Annotated in this window: 14 protein-coding genes; 5 read left to right on the top strand and 9 right to left on the bottom strand. The window is 67.7% G+C overall.

Annotated elements, in window-relative coordinates; genetic code table 11:
- Positions 1 to 33: 33 nt before the first annotated feature.
- Positions 34 to 1,077 carry an LLM class flavin-dependent oxidoreductase gene (locus GSI01S_RS07365; protein ID WP_006895878.1) on the top strand — a complete coding sequence of 348 codons (1,044 nt, stop codon included), beginning with the start codon at positions 34 to 36 and terminating at the stop codon, positions 1,075 to 1,077.
- 40 nt (positions 1,078 to 1,117) lie between these two features.
- Here the strand turns inward: GSI01S_RS07365 and GSI01S_RS07360 are convergent, their stop codons facing one another.
- The 3 genes from GSI01S_RS07360 to ctaD form a co-directional block, all read right to left on the bottom strand.
- Complete coding sequence (locus GSI01S_RS07360; protein ID WP_006895877.1) at positions 1,118 to 1,861, bottom strand: peptidyl-tRNA hydrolase; 744 nt, start codon at positions 1,859 to 1,861, stop codon at positions 1,118 to 1,120.
- Between the two features lie 4 nt (positions 1,862 to 1,865).
- Entirely contained in the window at positions 1,866 to 3,092 is a 1,227-nt protein-coding gene (gene serB, locus GSI01S_RS07355) for a phosphoserine phosphatase SerB (RefSeq protein WP_006895876.1), read from the bottom strand.
- A 109-nt stretch (positions 3,093 to 3,201) separates the two neighbouring features.
- A complete protein-coding gene (gene ctaD, locus GSI01S_RS07350) occupies positions 3,202 to 4,908 on the bottom strand; it encodes an aa3-type cytochrome oxidase subunit I (RefSeq protein ID WP_006895875.1) in 1,707 nt (568 codons plus the stop codon).
- 228 nt (positions 4,909 to 5,136) lie between these two features.
- On the opposite strand from ctaD, the gene GSI01S_RS07345 reads away from it, so the two are divergent.
- From GSI01S_RS07345 to GSI01S_RS07335, 3 genes are all read left to right on the top strand, one after another.
- Positions 5,137 to 6,153, top strand: a complete 1,017-nt coding sequence (locus tag GSI01S_RS07345; protein WP_006895874.1) for an ABC transporter substrate-binding protein — start codon at positions 5,137 to 5,139, stop codon at positions 6,151 to 6,153.
- A gap of 70 nt (positions 6,154 to 6,223) precedes the next feature.
- Positions 6,224 to 9,115: a DEAD/DEAH box helicase gene (locus GSI01S_RS07340; protein ID WP_006895873.1), complete on the top strand. Its 2,892-nt coding sequence runs from the start codon at positions 6,224 to 6,226 to the stop codon at positions 9,113 to 9,115.
- A gap of 13 nt (positions 9,116 to 9,128) precedes the next feature.
- Positions 9,129 to 9,887 carry an SWIM zinc finger family protein gene (locus tag GSI01S_RS07335; protein ID WP_006895872.1) on the top strand — a complete coding sequence of 253 codons (759 nt, stop codon included), beginning with the start codon at positions 9,129 to 9,131 and terminating at the stop codon, positions 9,885 to 9,887.
- Between the two features lie 25 nt (positions 9,888 to 9,912).
- On the opposite strand, the gene nrdF is transcribed toward GSI01S_RS07335, so the two are convergent.
- The 5 genes from nrdF to GSI01S_RS07310 form a co-directional block, all read right to left on the bottom strand.
- Complete coding sequence (nrdF, locus tag GSI01S_RS07330; RefSeq protein WP_039867217.1) at positions 9,913 to 10,908, bottom strand: class 1b ribonucleoside-diphosphate reductase subunit beta; 996 nt, start codon at positions 10,906 to 10,908, stop codon at positions 9,913 to 9,915.
- A 54-nt stretch (positions 10,909 to 10,962) separates the two neighbouring features.
- Positions 10,963 to 13,197: a class 1b ribonucleoside-diphosphate reductase subunit alpha gene (nrdE, locus tag GSI01S_RS07325; RefSeq protein WP_006895870.1), complete on the bottom strand. Its 2,235-nt coding sequence runs from the start codon at positions 13,195 to 13,197 to the stop codon at positions 10,963 to 10,965.
- 75 nt (positions 13,198 to 13,272) lie between these two features.
- A complete protein-coding gene (gene nrdI / locus GSI01S_RS07320; protein ID WP_006895869.1) occupies positions 13,273 to 13,752 on the bottom strand; it encodes a class Ib ribonucleoside-diphosphate reductase assembly flavoprotein NrdI in 480 nt (159 codons plus the stop codon).
- Between the two features lie 14 nt (positions 13,753 to 13,766).
- Positions 13,767 to 14,000 carry a glutaredoxin-like protein NrdH gene (nrdH, locus tag GSI01S_RS07315; RefSeq protein ID WP_006895868.1) on the bottom strand — a complete coding sequence of 78 codons (234 nt, stop codon included), beginning with the start codon at positions 13,998 to 14,000 and terminating at the stop codon, positions 13,767 to 13,769.
- A 448-nt stretch (positions 14,001 to 14,448) separates the two neighbouring features.
- Positions 14,449 to 15,006, bottom strand: coding sequence for an NAD(P)H-dependent oxidoreductase (locus GSI01S_RS07310; RefSeq protein WP_006895867.1), 558 nt, complete (start codon positions 15,004 to 15,006; stop codon positions 14,449 to 14,451).
- A gap of 175 nt (positions 15,007 to 15,181) precedes the next feature.
- Between GSI01S_RS07310 and GSI01S_RS07305 the strand changes: the two genes are divergently transcribed.
- On the top strand, positions 15,182 to 15,805 hold the full coding sequence (locus tag GSI01S_RS07305; RefSeq protein WP_051999628.1) for a TetR/AcrR family transcriptional regulator: 624 nt from the start codon (positions 15,182 to 15,184) through the stop codon (positions 15,803 to 15,805).
- Here GSI01S_RS07305 and eccB read toward each other — a convergent pair.
- Positions 15,792 to 17,186 carry a type VII secretion protein EccB gene (gene eccB / locus GSI01S_RS07300; protein WP_006895865.1) on the bottom strand — a complete coding sequence of 465 codons (1,395 nt, stop codon included), beginning with the start codon at positions 17,184 to 17,186 and terminating at the stop codon, positions 15,792 to 15,794. The genes GSI01S_RS07305 and eccB overlap by 14 nt on opposite strands.
- Between the last annotated feature and the right edge of the window lie 52 nt (positions 17,187 to 17,238).

The following is a 17,238-nucleotide window of genomic DNA, read 5'->3' as shown; positions in this document are numbered from 1 at the left end:
AATACAAAGACGCCCCGCACCGCTGAACCATCAGTGACCGATTCCGTCGTTTCCGATCCCTCAGACTCGCCGGCCGATTCCCGCGCCGCGCGGTCCCGCGTCCCGTTCTCCCTCCTCGACCTCGCTCAGGTGGGCCCCGGCGAGACCGTCGCCCAGTCCCTCGCGCACTCGCTCCGGATGGCGCAGTTCGCGGACCGGACCGGTTACCGGCGGATCTGGTACGCCGAGCACCACAACATGCCGGCCATCGCGTCCGCAGCGCCCGCGGTCCTCGTCGCGCACATGGCGGCCCACACCTCCCGTATCCGTCTCGGCGCCGGCGGCGTGATGCTGCCCAACCACTCGCCGCTGGCGATCGCCGAGCAGTTCGGCACCCTCGCCGAGCTCCACCCCGGCCGCATCGATCTCGGCCTCGGGCGCGCGCCGGGCGGCGATCAGGCCACGTTCACCGCGCTCCGACGCACTCCCGCGGCCGCAGAGAACTTCCCGGGCGACGTCGTGGAGCTCCAGCGCTACTTCGCGGGTTCCTCGGTCCACGGTGTGGTCGCGACCCCGGGCGCGGGCACCGGTGTCCCGCTCTACATCCTCGGATCATCACTGTTCGGCGCTCAGCTCGCCGCGGCCCTCGGTCTCCCCTACGCCTTCGCCTCGCATTTCGCGCCGCAGGCCCTGGAACGGGCGGTGGAACTCTACGTGCGCGACTTCCGGCCCGCACCGCTGCCCGACGGCGGACAGACCGAGCCGTACGTGATGGCGGCCGCGACCGTCATCGCCGACGACGACGCCGACCGCGCCTACGAGCAGCTCCGATCGGCGAAACTGCAGCGGATCAAGTTCCTCTTCAACCGCGGACGTCACCTGAGTGACGCGGACGCCGCCGCTCTGCTCGACGGACCGCAGGGCGCTCAGGTCGACGAGATGCTTCGGCTCGCCGCGGTCGGCACACCCGACGACGTCCTGGGCCGACTCGATCGGTTCGCCGAGCGTATCGGCGCCGACGAATTGATCCTCGCCCCGCTGGCGGGCGATCGCGAGGTGTGGTTCGGCACCGTGGAGAAGTTGGCCCCGAGCGTCTGAGCTGTCCGGCTACGACCGCCGTGCGGCGGAGCCGAACAGCTCACGGCCGGGCGAGTTCAGCGATCACGGTCATCGACCCGGGCGCGATCTCGGTGAAACCGGCATCCTGCACGGGGACGGCGTCGCCGGCCGCGGCGGCGTCGACGAGACGGGCCCAGTGCTGCGGTCCCGGCAGGCGGACCTCCAGGGGACAGCCCTCCGCATACCAGTCCGCGGTCTGCGTCTCCGACATCAGGCGGACTCCCAGCATCGACGCGTGACCGACCTGTGCCGCCGTCTTCCCCACCGTCATCTCGAGGCCCGGATTGACCCAGAGGATCAGGACGGCGGAACCGTCCACCGGCGCATCGTCGCCCGGTAGCGGGCCGTCGACCTCGGTGCCGCCGATCTGCAATTTCGCGATCCGCTTGTCGACGTCGCCGATGCGGCTCGGCACATACGCCCGAGCCTGCACGCCGCTCACGGTCGCGGTGACTCCCGGTACGCCTTGAGCCGCCTCCCATTGGGCGCCCCGTGCGCGTCGGGCGATCTTGCGGATCCGGGCATCGCACCAGGCGTCCATCGGTGCGGCCCACTCCCCGCCCGCCGCGACACGAGGGTCCAGACAGAGCAGGACGACGGCTCGGGCCGCCGCCACCAGCAGCGAATGGCGCTCGGGTGGGTCCTTCTTCTCGATGTGCAGGACCATCTGCATGGCCTGTACGTTCTGCGGGTCCTCGGGATCGTCGTAGGCACCCTGGTACGACACCAGGCGCCGGTACTGATCGGTGACGGAGACGCTCATCCGATCAGTCGATCGGCACGCGTCGCACCACGCCGTCGCGACTGTCGGCCGCCTCCACCTCGTCGCGGGTGACGCCGAGCATGAACAGCACGGCGTCGAGGTACGGATGGTCGAGGGTGGTGTCGGCGACCTCGCGGAGCGCGGGTTTGGCGTTGAATGCGATGCCCAGGCCGGCGGCGGTCAGCATGTCGATGTCGTTGGCACCGTCGCCGACCGCGACGGTCTGCTCCATCGGGACGCCCATCTGTTCGGCGAAGGCGGCCAGCGCGCGAGCCTTGCCCTCTCGGTCGACCACCTCTCCGATCACCCGACCGGTCAGCTTGCCGTCGACGATCTCCAGAGTGTTCGCGCGCACGAAATCGAGTTCCAGCTCTCCGGCCAACGGCTCGATCACCTGGCGGAAGCCACCGGAGACCACACCGCAGTGGTACCCGAGGCGGTTCAGGGTGCGAATGGTGGTGCGCGCGCCGGGAGTCAGTTCCAGGGACGACGCGACCCGGTCGATGACCTCCGCGTCGAGGCCCTCGAGTGCCTTGACCCGCTCGTGCAGCGACTCGGCGAAGTCCAGTTCCCCGCGCATGGCGGCCTCGGTGACCGCCGCGACCTCGGCTTCGCGGCCGGCCTTGGCCGCGAGCATCTCGATGACCTCGCCCTGGATGAGCGTCGAGTCGACGTCGAAGACGATGACGCGCTTGGCACGCCGCGCCAGCCCGCCGCGTTCGACCGCGACGTCGATCGGGTACTTCGCCGACACCGCGCCGAGCCCCTCGCGGATGGCCGCGTCGGAGTCCTCGGTGTCGACGGCCTTGATCATCAGCTCCAGGCCGGTGAGCGGGTAGTCGGCCACTCCGCGGATGGAGTCGATGTTCGCGCCCTGACGATGCAGTTCGGCGGCCACGGCCTGGAAGGCCTCCGCGGAGATCGGGCGGCCGAGGACCACGACGGCGTGAGTGGAGGCGGCCTGTTCTCTGCCGTGCGGATCGAGGTCGATGTCGACGTGCATGCCGCGGTCGGCCATCTGCGCGGACACCGCGTCCTGCAGGTCCTCCACATCGCCGTCGGCGGTCACCAGTACACCGAGGGTCAGATGGTTGTGAATCACGACCTGCTCCACGTCGAGCAGATCGACGCCCACCGACGACAACGCCCCCATCAGGGAGGAGGTGACGCCGGGATGGTCGGGTCCGCTGACGGTGATCAGAATGGTGCGCTTCGCATCGCTCGTTTCCACACCGCAATTATGGCCGCCACCGACGACGCGCTCCCAGGCAGGTCCACCAACGACGATCAGGCCCGTCCGAGCGAACTCGGACGGGCCTGATCTGGTCGCTGTCGCGACGTCAGTGCTGGTTGCTGCTGCCCCAGCCGACATGGGCTTCGGCGCGCATGCGCTCGACCATGTGCGGGTAGTGCAGCTCGAACGCCGGGCGCTCCGAACGGATGCGCGGCAGCTCGGTGAAGTTGTGCCGCGGCGGCGGGCAGCTGGTGGCCCACTCGAGGCTGTTGCCGAAGCCCCACGGGTCGTCGACGGTCACGACCTCGCCGTAGCGGTAGCTCTTGAAGACGTTCCACACGAACGGCAGGGTCGACAGGCCGAGGATGAACGCGCCGACTGTCGAGACGATGTTCAGCGTGGTGAAACCGTCCGACGGCAGGTAGTCGGCGTAACGACGCGGCATGCCCTCGTTGCCCAGCCAGTGCTGGACCAGGAAGGTGACGTGGAAGCCGATGAAGGTCAGCCAGAAGTGCCACTTGCCCAGGGTCTCGTCGAGCATGCGACCGGTCATCTTCGGGAACCAGAAGTAGATGCCCGAGAAGGTCGCGAACACGATCGTGCCGAAGAGCACGTAGTGGAAGTGCGCCACCACGAAGTAGGTGTCGGAGATGTGGAAGTCCAGCGGCGGGCTGGCGAGCAGAACACCGGTCAGACCACCGAAGAGGAAGGTGACGATGAAGCCGATGGCGAACAGCATCGGTGTCTCGAAGGTGATTCGGCCCTTCCACATGGTGCCGATCCAGTTGAAGAACTTCACACCGGTCGGAACCGCGATCAGGAACGTCATGAACGAGAAGAACGGCAGCAGGACCGATCCGGTCACGTACATGTGGTGCGCCCAGACGGCGACGGACAGCGCCGCGATGGCCAGCGTCGCGTACACCAGGCCCGAGTAGCCGAACAGCGGCTTACGGGAGAACACCGGGAACACCTCGGACACGATGCCGAAGAACGGCAGGGCGATGACGTAGACCTCGGGGTGACCGAAGAACCAGAACAGGTGCTGCCACAGGATCACGCCACCGTTGGCCGGGTCGTACAGATGCGCACCGAACTGCCGGTCCACCTCCAGACCCATCAGCGCCGCGGTGAGCAGCGGGAAGATCAGCAGGATCAGAACGCTCGTCACCAGGATGTTCCAGGTGAAGATCGGCATGCGGAACATGGTCATGCCGGGTGCGCGCAGACACACGACGGTGGTGATCATGTTGACCGCACCCAGGATGGTGCCCAGACCGGCGACACCCAGGCCCATGATCCACAGGTCGGCACCGACGCCCGGAGCGTGAACGGCGTCAGTCAGCGGGGTGTAAGCGGTCCAGCCGAAGTCGGCGGCGCCGCCCGGAGTGAGGAAGCCGCCCAGCGCGACCAGGTTGCCGAACAGGAACAGCCAGTAGCCGAGCGCGTTCAGGCGGGGGAAGGCGACGTCCGGCGAGCCGATCTGCAGAGGCAGGACGAAGTTCGCGAAACCGATCACGATCGGGGTCGCGTACATCAGAAGCATCACCGTGCCATGCATGGTGAACAGCTGGTTGAACTGCTCGTTCGACAGGAACTGCAGCCCCGGATGCGCCAACTCGGCACGCATCAACAACGCCATGAGACCGCCGACCAGGAAGAACCCGATGCAGGTGGCGATGTACATCTGACCGATCAGCTTGTGGTCGGTCGTCGTGATGAGCTTGTAGAAGAACGAGCCCTTGGGCTGGACGCGGGCCGGATACGGCCGCTCCGCCTCCACCCGGGTCGTCGGTTGGTCTACCGCGGTCACAGATTCCTCCTCCTCGGCGCCGATTGCGGGCACCGGGCCTGACGGCCCAAAACTCTGCTGTCGTGCCAACTCTGGCGCTAGCGCTACGTACTGATCGTAAACCAGACCGGCGCACCGTTCCGACCGGGTCCTACGATCTGTCGTATTACCAAGATAGACCGCGTTCGTCGCCGCAGGTAGCCCCATTTCACGGCGAGCCGCCGATGCTAGCGTAGGCGGGTGTTCTCCATGCTTGCCCGCTCCCAGCGGCGCTGCGCCGGTGCCCTGGCGACGGCGGTCGCGCTGACCGTCGGCCTCGGCGCCTGTGCCGCCGACGACGACGTCCTGCGCACGCCCGACGGCTCGGTCATCTCCACGACGGTGACCCGGATCGCCGAGGTGAACATCGTGAATCCGGGCCGCGACTACGCCAAGACCTGTCTGGCTCCCACCGCACCCGACCCGGGCCGCGCAGACGTGGCCAGGATCGTCGTCACCGATCCCGCTCTCCTCGACGCACTGTGCGCGCTCGGCATGGGCGCTCAAGTCACGGGTGTGACCGCGCCGGCCGGGTCGGTCCCGGCCTATCTGGGCCCGCAGCTGGCGTCGGTTCCGGCGCTCGGCGACGCACCGGCGAGTGCGGCCGTGCGCACCGCCGCCCCCCAGGTGGTCCTGACCTCGCCGGAGACGCGGCAGCGCCTCGACGCGTTGCGCGGTACCGGCGCGCTCGGCACGGCCCGAATCGTCACCGTCGATCCCGCCTCCGACTGGCAGGCGGCCTTCCGCGCGGTCGCGGCGGGCGTCAACCGGACCGGGGCGGCGAATGCTCGTCTCGACGAATTCACCACCGAGGCGCACCGCGTGGGACGCGTGATGGACGCACCCCACAGCGAGGTCTCGCTGGTCCGTTTCACTCCCGACGCGGAGATGATCGAGGGCACCGGTTCCTTCGGTGCGCAGATCATGGCGACCATCGGGGTCGCCCGGCCCGCCGCCCAGCGCACGCCCGAGGCGGTGCCCGCCACCGACGCCGACTTCACCGACGCCGACGCCGACCTCATCTATGTGAGCTACGAGGGGCCCGAGGGTCTGGAGCGCGGCAAGCGCGTCCTCCTCAGCGATCGTTGGCTCGACATGGGCGCGCCCACCTGGAACCGAGTCCTCTCCGTCGACGACACCGTCTGGTACGGCACGTCCGGACTGGCAGCGGCGTGGCTGGTGCTCAACGACGTGAAGGTCTCCCTCAACAGCAGTTCCGCGGGCTGATTCCGCCGGTCCGGGCCTCGCGGCGCTCCCGACATCGCCGATGTCGTACCGCTGAGCTACAACTGGTGCCATGACAGCGATCGCCGTGGCCGAGCAGCACAGCCGGGCACCGCTGCGCATCCGCTGGGTTCCCGGGCTCGGGATGGCCGTGTGGCCCGATGCGCCGACCGAGCCGGGCACCGTCTTCGGCGACGCGGTCGAGGTCCCCGCGGCGCTCACCGATCTCGTGTCACGCAAGCGGCTGCGGCACACAGTGGAGATCGCCGGCCCCGACGGCACGCGCCGGTTCCTTCCGGCATGCGGACTCGGCATGGCGTCGGCTGTCGAGTTCCTCGATCGCTGCGCACATCTCCGCGTCGGCGGCGACATCGCGTACTACCGTCACCTCCTCGCCTGCGTACGCCGCTACATCGCGTCAGGCGCCGTCGCGCCGAGCACCTGTCTGGTCGGCGGGGTGTACGAGGTGCGCTGGATCCCGGTACCCGGGGCCGCGTGGCACAGCTGGCTGTCGATCGCACAGGACTCGGCGCCGCCCGCGCTGGCCACCCGGGGAGCTGTCACCGACTTCGTCGCCGAGGCCGTCGACCACGAGTGCCGCCGGCTCCTCGCGGCAGCGGAGGTGACGTCGCCGATACCGCTCATCGCCGGTCTGGCGCAACGAGCGCCCACCGATCTCGGTGCCGAGATCGGACCGCGCAGCGCACAGGCCTGGCACGACTGGGTCGGCACCGCCGGTCCGGGACGCCCCGCACTGGTGATGCGCCTTCACGTGCCTCCGGACGAGCCCGACGAGCCGCCGATGGCGCCGGAGCAGGTGCGCTGGCGCCTCGAGGTCTGCGTCCGCAGTCCGAGCGGTGAACTCGTCCCGGTGGTCCCGCACCGCCTCGATGCGCACGAACTCGATGCCGTCACCACCGAGCTCGCGACAGCGGTCGGCGCGTTCGGCGAGCTGAGCCGCGCCGAAGCCGATCCGCACAGCCTCGACTATCTGCTCACGACCGCGGTGGTCGACGAACTCCTCGCCCGCGGTGCCGCGGACCTCCAGGCGGCGGGCGTGAACGTCCTTCTGCCGTCGTCGATCGCGGCCGTCACCCCCTCGCTGTCGATCCGTTCACAACAGACTCCCGGCGGCGGAGCCCGGCCCGGATTCGTCGGCCTCGACGAGATCTCGGATTTCGAGTGGCGGCTCGCTCTCGGCGACGCCCCGGGCTCCCGAGAGCTGTCATCGTCCGACATCGAGGAACTCGCTCAGCAGAGCGGCGATCTCGTCCGGCTCCGCGGCACGTGGCTCCGCGCCGAAGGCGCCGCACTGGGCCGCGCCGCGGCCTTCGTCGCGGCCCAACGTGCGCTGGCGCCCGGCGACCAGGCGCCCACGATGGCCGATCTCCTCGCTCTGGTGACCGAGCGCGACGACACCCTTCCGGTTCCGGTCAGGACGGTCTCCGGCCTCGGTTGGCTCGACGACATCGCCGCGGGCGGGACCATCGTGCCGCCGTCGATGCCCCCGCCGTCGCGCCTACGCGCCGAGCTTCGTCCCTACCAGCAGCGCGGACTGGAGTGGCTGACCGCGTTGGGCGCCATCGGGGCAGGCGGCGTCCTCGCTGACGACATGGGTCTGGGCAAGACCGTGCAGGTGATCGCGCTGCTCACCGCCGGCCGCGAGCGCGACCCGGAATCGGATCCGGCTCTGGTGGTGTGCCCGATGTCGGTCATCGGCAATTGGCAACGGGAGTTGTCGTCGTTCGCGCCGCATCTGCGGGTGGTGGTCCATCACGGCACCGGCCGATCGACGGAGCGGATCGCCGAGAACCGCGCCGACGTGGTGCTCACCACGTTCGCGACTCTCGCGCGCGACCGTGATTCACTGGCGGCGTTGACATGGAAGGAACTCGTCGTCGACGAGGCTCAGCACGTCAAGAACGTGCACACCGCGGCAGCGAAGGCGCTGCGCGCCGTCTCGGCCGCCCAGCGAGTCGCGTTGACCGGGACCCCGGTCGAGAATCGGCTGGAGGACCTGCGGGCCGTGATCGATCTGGTGAATCCCGGCATGCTCGGCACCGCCTCGAAGTTCCGGGCCCGGTTCGCCGAACCCATCGAGCGCGACCGGGACGCGCGAGCCGTCGCCCGGCTGTCGGCCGTGACCAAGCCGTTCATTCTGCGCAGGGAGAAGACCGATCCGACCATCGCTCCCGATCTCCCGGAGAAGACCGAACTGATGGTCCGCACCAACCTGTCCAGTGAGCAGGCAGGCCTGTATCAAGCCGTTCTGAACGAATTGCATGAGGCACTCGCCGATACCCAGCAGAGCGGCCCGCGCCGTCGGACGGTCCTCGCTGCCCTGACCCGGCTCAAGCAGATCTGCAATCACCCGGCGCACTACCTCGACGACGGCTCGGCCATGCTGCGGCGGGGCCGCCATCGATCCGGCAAGGTCGAACTCCTCGTCGACGTCCTGACCACGCTGATCGCCGAGGGCGACCGCGCGCTGGTCTTCACCCAGTTCGCTGCGTTCGCCGACTTGCTCTCGACCTGGCTCGAACCGGTCCTCGGCGCCGCAGTGCCGGTCCTGCACGGTGGTGTCACCCGCAACGGGCGTGACGAGATGGTCGAGCGGTTCGCCGCCGAGGACGGTCCGCCGGTGCTTCTCGCCACACTGAAGGCCGGCGGAACGGGCCTGAACATGGTGGCGGCGAATCATGTCATCCACGCCGATCGATGGTGGAATCCGGCGGTGGAGGATCAAGCCACCGACCGTGCCTACCGGATCGGGCAGACGCGCAATGTGCAGGTCCGCAAGTTCGTGTGCGTCGGAACGCTGGAGGAACGGATCGATGAGATGGTCGCGGCGAAGCGGGAACTGTCGCGCCTGACGGTCAGCACCGGCGAGTCGTGGCTCACCGAGCTCGACGACGACACCCTGATGGATCTGCTGGCTCTGCGCGAGGAGGCTGTCGCCGAATGAGATCGGAGCGTCCATGAGTCCCGGCAGACGGCGGACGAAGGCCGCAGTCCGCGGCTACGGCATCACCGGCTGGTCGCGCGCCTTCGTCGGCGTGGTGGAGTCGGGTGCCGATCACCGCCGCATCACCGGCGCCCGTCGATACTTCCGAGAGCGGCACGTCGAAGGTCTTCGGATCGGGCACGGTGTGGTGACGGCTTCGGTGCGCGGCAGCCAACTCGACCCCTTCGACGTCCGGCTCGAGATGCGCACCGTCGACCCGGACACCGTCGTGGAACTGCTGCGCCGAACGGGCAGCACCGACGACCTGCTCGACCTCGCCCGCGGTGAGCAACCGACCGGACTCGGCGAATTGATCGCACCCACCGAGCCGGCCGACGTGACGTCCGACTGCAGTTGTCCCGACGACGCTCCCCGATGCACCCATGTCCTGGCGGTGTCGTTCGAGGTGGCGGCGGAGATCGACCGGCGTCCCACCACGCTGCTGACAGTGATGGGCACCGACCTGCCCGAACTGCTGGCGGTGGTGCAGGACGGCGACCGCGACCGACACGCGGCGGTGGGCGACGACGATCCGCTCGTCGCCGACGACCCCTACGGGGACCACCGTCTGCCGCCCGCTCCCCCGTCGTTTCCCGCCGTCGACCCGCTCTCCGACCTCGACCCGACGGCCCTGCGGCAGGCGCTGCGCGCCACCGGGGTGCCGCTGACCGAGGTCGGCGAGGCCCTCGACGACCTCACGACGTACTACGACGTGCTGACCGGCCGGCGCTGACGGGCGCCGGACCGGCCGCAAGAGGTCAGAAGTCCCAATCCTCGTCTTCGGTGTTGACAGCCTTGCCGATCACGTACGAGCTGCCCGATCCCGAGAAGAAGTCGTGGTTCTCGTCGGCGTTCGGCGACAGCGCCGACAGAATCGCCGGGTTCACGTCCGTCTCGTCCTTCGGGAACATCGCCTCGTAGCCGAGATTCATGAGGGCCTTGTTGGCGTTGTACCGAAGGAACTTCTTGACGTCCTCACTCAGCCCGACCTCGTCGTAGAGCGCCTCGGTGTAGTCGGTCTCGTTGTCGTAGAGCTCGAACAGCAGCTCGAAGGTGTAGTCCTTGAGCTCCTGACGACGCTCCGGCGTCTCCACTTCCAGCGAGCGCTGGTACTTGTAGCCGATGTAGTAGCCGTGGACGGCCTCGTCGCGGATGATCAGCCGGATCATGTCGGCGGTGTTCGTGAGCTTGGCGCGCGAAGACCAGTACATCGGCAGGTAGAAGCCGGAGTAGAACAGGAACGACTCGAGCAGAGTCGAAGCCACCTTGCGCTTGAGGGGATCGTCGCCACGGTAGTAATCCATGACGATCTGCGCCTTGCGCTGGAGATACTCGTTCTCCTCCGACCAGCGGAAGGCCTCGTCGATCTCCTTGGTGGAGCACAGCGTCGAGAAGATCGCGCTGTAGCTCTTGGCGTGCACCGACTCCATGAAGGCGATATTGGTCATCACCGCTTCCTCATGCGGGGTCAGCGCATCGGGGATGAGCGCGATGGCGCCGACGGTTCCCTGGATGGTGTCGAGCAGGGTGAGCCCGGTGAAGACGCGCATGGTGAGCGTCTTCTCGTAGTCGGTCAGCGTTCCCCACGACTGGATGTCGTTGGACACCGGCACCTTCTCCGGCAGCCAGAAGTTGCCGGTCAGTCGGTCCCAGACCTCGGCGTCCTTGTCGTCCTGGACTCGGTTCCAGTTGATGGCCGAGACCCGGTTCACCAGCTTGACCGGTGCGCCCTCGGCAGGACTAGTCGATGTCATCGTCATTCCTCATTCGGTGTAGTCGGCGACTGGATCTCGTTGTGCGACAACAGCTCACAACATGCAGCTGACGCAGCCATCCACTTCGGTCCCCTCGAGCGCCATCTGACGGAGCCTGATGTAGTACAGCGTCTTGATGCCCTTGCGCCACGCGTAGATCTGCGCCTTGTTGACGTCCCGCGTGGTCGCGGTGTCCTTGAAGAACAGCGTCAGGCTCAAACCCTGATCGACGTGCTGGGTCGCGGCTGCATACGTGTCGATGATCTTCTCGTAACCGATCTCGTACGCGTCCTGGTAGTACTCCAGATTGTCGTTCGTCAGGTACGGAGCCGGGTAGTAGACGCGGCCGATCTTGCCTTCCTTGCGGATCTCGATCTTCGACGCGACCGGGTGAATCGAGCTGGTCGAATGATTGATGTAGCTGATCGAACCGGTCGGCGGCACCGCCTGCAGATTCTGGTTGTAGATGCCGTACTGCTGCACCGACGCCTTGAGCTCACGCCAGTCGTCCTGGGTCGGAATGTGGATGCCCGACTCGAACAGCTGCGCGCTCTCGCCGTCACGGCCCGCGCGTGCGAACAGGTCGCGCACCTTCTGAGTCTTCGGTTCCCACACCTGGTCGATGTATTTGTCGAAGAACTCACCGGTCGCATACGTGCTCTTCTCGAAGCCGGCGAACGCCGTCCCGCGCTCCTTGGCGATCTTGTTCGACGCGCGGATGGCGTGGAACAGGACCGTGTAGAAGTACATGTTCGTGAAGTCGATGCCCTCTTCACTGCCGTAGAAGATCCGCTCACGAGCCAGGTAACCGTGCAGGTTCATCTGGCCGAGGCCGATGGCGTGACCCTCGTCGTTCGCCCGCTTGATCGACGGCACCGACTCGATCGACGTCTGATCGGCGACGGCGGTGAGTCCGCGGATCGCGGTCTCGATGCTCTGGCCGAAGTCCGGCGAGTCCATCGTCTTGGCGATGTTCATCGACCCGAGATTGCACGAGATGTCCTTGCCGACATGCGAGTACGTGAGGTCCTCGTTGAACTCCGACGGGGTCGAGACCTGCAGGATCTCCGAGCAGAGGTTGGAGTGCGTGACCTTGCCCTCGATCGGGTTCGACCTGTTCACCGTGTCCTCGAACATGATGTACGGGTAGCCGGACTCGAACTGCAGCTCAGCGAGCGTCTGGAAGAACTCCCGCGCCCTGATCTTCGACTTGCGGATCCGCCGGTCCTCGACCATGGCGTGGTACTCGTCGGTGACGTTCACGTCCGCGAACGGCTTGCCGTAGACGCGCTCCACGTCGTACGGGCTGAACAGGTACATGTCGTCGTTGTTCTTGGCGAGCTCGAAGGTGATGTCCGGGATCACCACGCCCAGCGACAGCGTCTTGATCCGGATCTTCTCATCGGCGTTCTCACGCTTGGTGTCCAAGAAGCGGTAGATGTCGGGGTGGTGCGCGTGCAGGTACACGGCACCGGCGCCCTGACGCGCGCCGAGCTGGTTGGCATAGCTGAACGAGTCCTCCAGCAGCTTCATGATCGGGATGACACCGGAGCTCTGGTTCTCGATGCGCTTGATCGGCGCGCCGTGCTCGCGGACGTTGCTGAGGAGCAGCGCCACGCCCCCGCCGCGCTTGCTCAACTGCAGCGCGGAGTTGATCGATCGGCCGATCGACTCCATGTTGTCCTCGATGCGCAGCAGGAAGCACGAGACCGGCTCGCCGCGCTGCTTCTTGCCCGAGTTCAGGAAGGTCGGCGTGGCCGGCTGGAACCGGCCGTCCATGATCTCGTCGACCAGATTGCGCGCGAGCGCGGTGTCGCCGTCGGCCAGCGTCAGCGCCACCATGCAGACGCGGTCCTCGAAACGCTCCAGGTAGCGCTTTCCGTCGAACGTCTTGAGCGTGTAGCTGGTGTAGTACTTGAACGCGCCCAGGAAGGTCGGGAACCGGAACTTCTTGGCGAAGGCGTGCCCGAACAGCAACTTCACGAACTCGCGGTCGTACTTCGCGAGGACCTCGGGCTCGTAGTAGTTCTCCTTGAGGAGATAGTCGAGCTTCTCGTCGAGATCGTGGAAGAACACCGTGTTCTGGTTGACGTGCTGCAAGAAGTACTGGCGGGCGGCCTCACGATCCTTGTCGAACTGGATCCGACCGTCCGCGTCGTACAGGTTGAGCATCGCGTTGAGCGCGTGGTAGTCGAGGTCGCCCGGCTCGTGGCCGGCCGGACCCGTGTGCACCCCCGACTTGCTCGCCGAGACGGTGGATTCGCTGACAGAAACTGCGGTGGGCGACACTGCTTCTCCCTGGTGAAACTGAAGTTTGCGTACTTGACGGAAACTGGTGGTCCGGAAACTGGTGAGCGCGGGCCGTCAGGCGGCCCGGCCGGTGAACGCGGAACTCGCGGCGAACTGAGCCAGGCCCGCGCGCACCCGTTCGACGTCGTCGGTGGTTCCCATCAACTCGAAGCGATAGAGGAACGGCACCTGGCACTTGTGCGAGACGATGTCGCCCGCCAGGGCGAACTCCTCGCCGAAGTTGGTGTTGCCCCCGGCGAGGACGCCGCGGATCAATGACCGATTCTGTTCGATGTTCAGGAACTTGATGACCTGCTTGGGCACGTAGCCTCCGCCCGCATGAGCGGTGACGCTGCCCGCATCGCTGATCTTCCCGCCCCCGTATGTGGGCGTGATCAAGATGTAGGGCTCGTCCACCCGGAACGACGACGTGCGGTCGATGAGGGGGATCCGGACCGCGCGGAGCCCCAGCTTCTGAACGAAGCGGTGGGTGTACTCCGACACCGACGAGAAGTAGACGATGAGCGGATTTCGGGTTTCAGTGTCGGCGGCCATGTGGCTCGCCTCCGTCAGGCCGCGTTGGTGGCGAGCGACTTGATGCGGTCGGGACGGAAACCCGACCAGTGCTCGTCGCCGACCACGACGACCGGCGCCTGAAGGTAGCCGAGCGCCATCACGTAATCGCGAGCCTCGTCGTCCTGGCTGATGTCCACGACGTCGTACTCCAGGCCCATCTTGTCGAGAGCCTTGTAGGTCGCGTTGCACTGGACGCAGGCGGGCTTGGTGTAGACGGTGATGGCCATCGATGAACTCCCTTGAGATGAATGATCTGCTGCGAGTGACTTGCTTGACTTCTCTGACCGGATCTCCTGCTTTCGCAGTGAACGACACCGCCGTAATTCGGTCGATTGCCGTCCGCCCCCCGGACACCCCAAACACTACACCTAGTGTCTGATGTTTTCCTAGACCACAAGAACTTGTGAATAACATTCTTGAAACTCCCAGGTCGCGTGACAGTTGTCCACAGGCGGACCGGCGTGTCTCGGCGCGTCCGGCGTGTCTCGAATCCGCGTGCCCGAGACGGGCCGGCGGACGCCGATTCGGCGCCTTCGGCCGGGACCGTGCGGCCCCTTGCACACACAGTTCACCACCGGGGTCTGACACCGTCGGCAGCCCGGCCGCAGACGGCTCGACACAGACGGCGGGGCCGGCCGCGGACATCCGCGGCCGGCCCCGCCGGAGGAGCGTCGATCAGGCGGCGACGGCGACCTCGTCGGCCAGTACCCGGACCACCTCGCCCAATTGCTCGGCGGTCTCAGCGGTCGCCACGCCCTCGTCGCCCAGCGCGCCGGTGCCGATGCCGATCTCGACGGCCTCGACCACATTCGCTCCCGCGACGCCGATCGACTTGCGCGTGTCCTGACGGGACCAGGTGCCCGCGTACCGGCCGAGTGCGGCGCCGATGACGCCGGCCGGACGCCCGGCGAGCGCGCCGGCGCTGTAGGGACGCGACAGCCAGTCGATGGCGTTCTTCAGGACGGCCGACATCGTGCCGTTGTACTCGGGGGTGACGAAGAGGAAGGCGTCGGCCGACGCCACCTGATCGCGCAGCGAGGCCGCGGCGGCCGGGATCGCATCCGGGGTGTCGATGTCCTCATTGTAGAACGGCACCTCGCCCAGACCTTCGACGATCTTCAACGAGATCCCCTCGGGAGCATTGGCCGCGGCCAGTTCGGCGAGCGCACGGTTGTGCGAGCCGGAGCGGAGGCTGCCGACGAGAACTGCGATGGTGATGTTGCCTTCAGACATGGAGCGACACTCTTCCTGACGTACGTACGGATACCTCCAATGAAACGGACCACGGTCCGCCGTGATTCCCGGTGCCGTCCGTGACACCGGACACAGCATGGAAGTGCTGGTCGCGCGCGGATCGGCCTCCGGTGTCCGCAATCGCGACAACGCCGACATGCTTTACAGTCGACTCATGCTCCCCGACGGCCCCGGCCCCCTTGAACTGCACGTGGCGAACGCGCCCGCTGCGTCGCCGGAGCGGGCCGACGCCGCACGGAATCGTCGGCTGCTGCTGGCGGCCGCCAAATCGCTGATCGACAGTCAGGGCGCGTCCGCGGTGACGATGGAAGCGGTGGCCCGTGCCGCCGGCGTCGGCAAGGGCACGGTATTCCGCCGTTTCGGCAACCGGACGGGACTGATGCTCGCCCTCCTCGACCACTCGGAGTCGGACCTCCAGCAGGCCTTCCTCTCCGGACCGGAACCTCTCGGGCCCGGCGCTCCCCCGCTCGACCGGCTGATCGCCTACGGCCGCGCGCGACTCAAGATGACCGTCGACCACCTCGATATCCTGCTGGAGGCGGGTGCCGACCAGCCCGACCATCTATCGCATCCGGTCTGGGCGATGTCGACGCTCCACGTGCGGATGCTCCTGGCCGAACTGGGCATCGACGGCAGGCTGGAGGTCACCGCCCACGCCGTCCAGGCACCGCTCATGGCCTTGACCGTGCGCCATCTTCTCGACGTCGTCGGCATGACATGCGAGGAGATCGCCGACGACTGGGAGGCGATGGTGCGCCGCTTCGTCAACGGGAGCTGACGCCGTCGGAGGTGACCGCCGCGGCCTCCCGGCTCAGCTCCGGCCCCGACGGCAGCAGCGCGATCATCGGCCACGGCGCCCGCACCGGTTCCGGCAACCCGAGGATCTCGCCGATCCCCGCGCCCGCCAACCGGTAACGCACGCCCGCATCGCTCACATAGAACGGCGTCGACGCGCGCGGCGACCGCGGGTCCACGCCGGTCAACACCACGTGCTCACCCGTCCCCGGCCGCAGATAGACCCGGTCGAGCGCCGGTCCCCGACCGTCCGACGAAGCCAGAACCACCGGTCTGGCGCCGTCGGGCACCGGCAGTCGGCGCGCTCCGAGAAGCGCCGCCGTCGCGGCCCCCTCGGTGTCGTGGCTCCAGCGATGGCACAGCACCGACGGAGGGTCGCCGAACCGAGGCACCGCGTGCGGAAAATGCGCGACGGGCACCACTTCGCGGACAGTGAGCGCCGCCACCGCGGCCGGCGCCACTCGCCGTACTCCGTCCGCGGCCGACGGGTCGGTCAGTCGCATCATCTCGGCCGCAGGCTCGGACAGCGGCTGCACTCCGTCGGCGAGAACCAGCTGATAGCGCAGGGTTCCGTCGACGCCGGCGGTCGCGACCACCGAACCGACCGGCAGACCGAGAACGCCCGGTGACCCGCGATCCGGGACCTCCGGCACGCGCAGATCGGGCCGCGCGGTGAAGGTGTTCAACAGTCCCGCCCCCACCGTCCTGGGCTCGCGCCCCTCCAGTCCCAGCGCACGGACCAACTCCACCCGCGACCGGTCGACGCGGGCCCGGACCGGAACGGAGGTCCCGCTGCCGGTCGGGTCCCGGTACAGCAGCCATTCGACTCCCGCGTGCTGCACGAGATCGGCGTCGATCGTCTCGGCGGCGGACGCGAGGTCGCCGACCACGACTGCGCTGCCCTCGGCGTCCTCGCAGACGGTCCACGTCGACCGTCCGGCCACCGCCGGTCGATCGAGCGCACCCGGTGCGTCCGGAATGCCGACGGCCGCACCGCGCGGGAAGCGACTCAACGACCGCTCGCTCACCCGCCGCACCGGCAGCGGCCTGCCGAGGATCAGACGGGCCGACGCGACGTTCGGCACCGGATGCATCACGCCGTCGATCAGCACGTACATCCCACCGCCGTCGACGGCCACGATCTGGGCATCGCGCACGTCGGGTTGCGGTCGGACGAATCCGTAGATCGCCGCGCCGGCGAGCACCAGGACCGCCAGCACCGTCCCGGCGACGAGCGCCCGCGACTGCGCGCGCATCGGATCGTGCGTCATCCGTACGTCGCGGCGCACGAGCGCGTGTTCGGCCCGAGCCACCCCGAAGCGGTACCCGCTGATCTGCGCACGCGTCGTGATGTGACGTGACATCAATCCCCCCGATCGATTCCCCCGCAAGGAGGTTAGACGCGGGTTAGCCTCG

Source organism: Gordonia sihwensis NBRC 108236 (assembly GCF_000333035.1).
GTDB lineage: Bacteria > Actinomycetota > Actinomycetes > Mycobacteriales > Mycobacteriaceae > Gordonia > Gordonia sihwensis.
The sequence above is the reverse complement of the archived record's forward strand: the minus strand, read 5'-3'. Positions and strand labels throughout refer to the sequence as shown.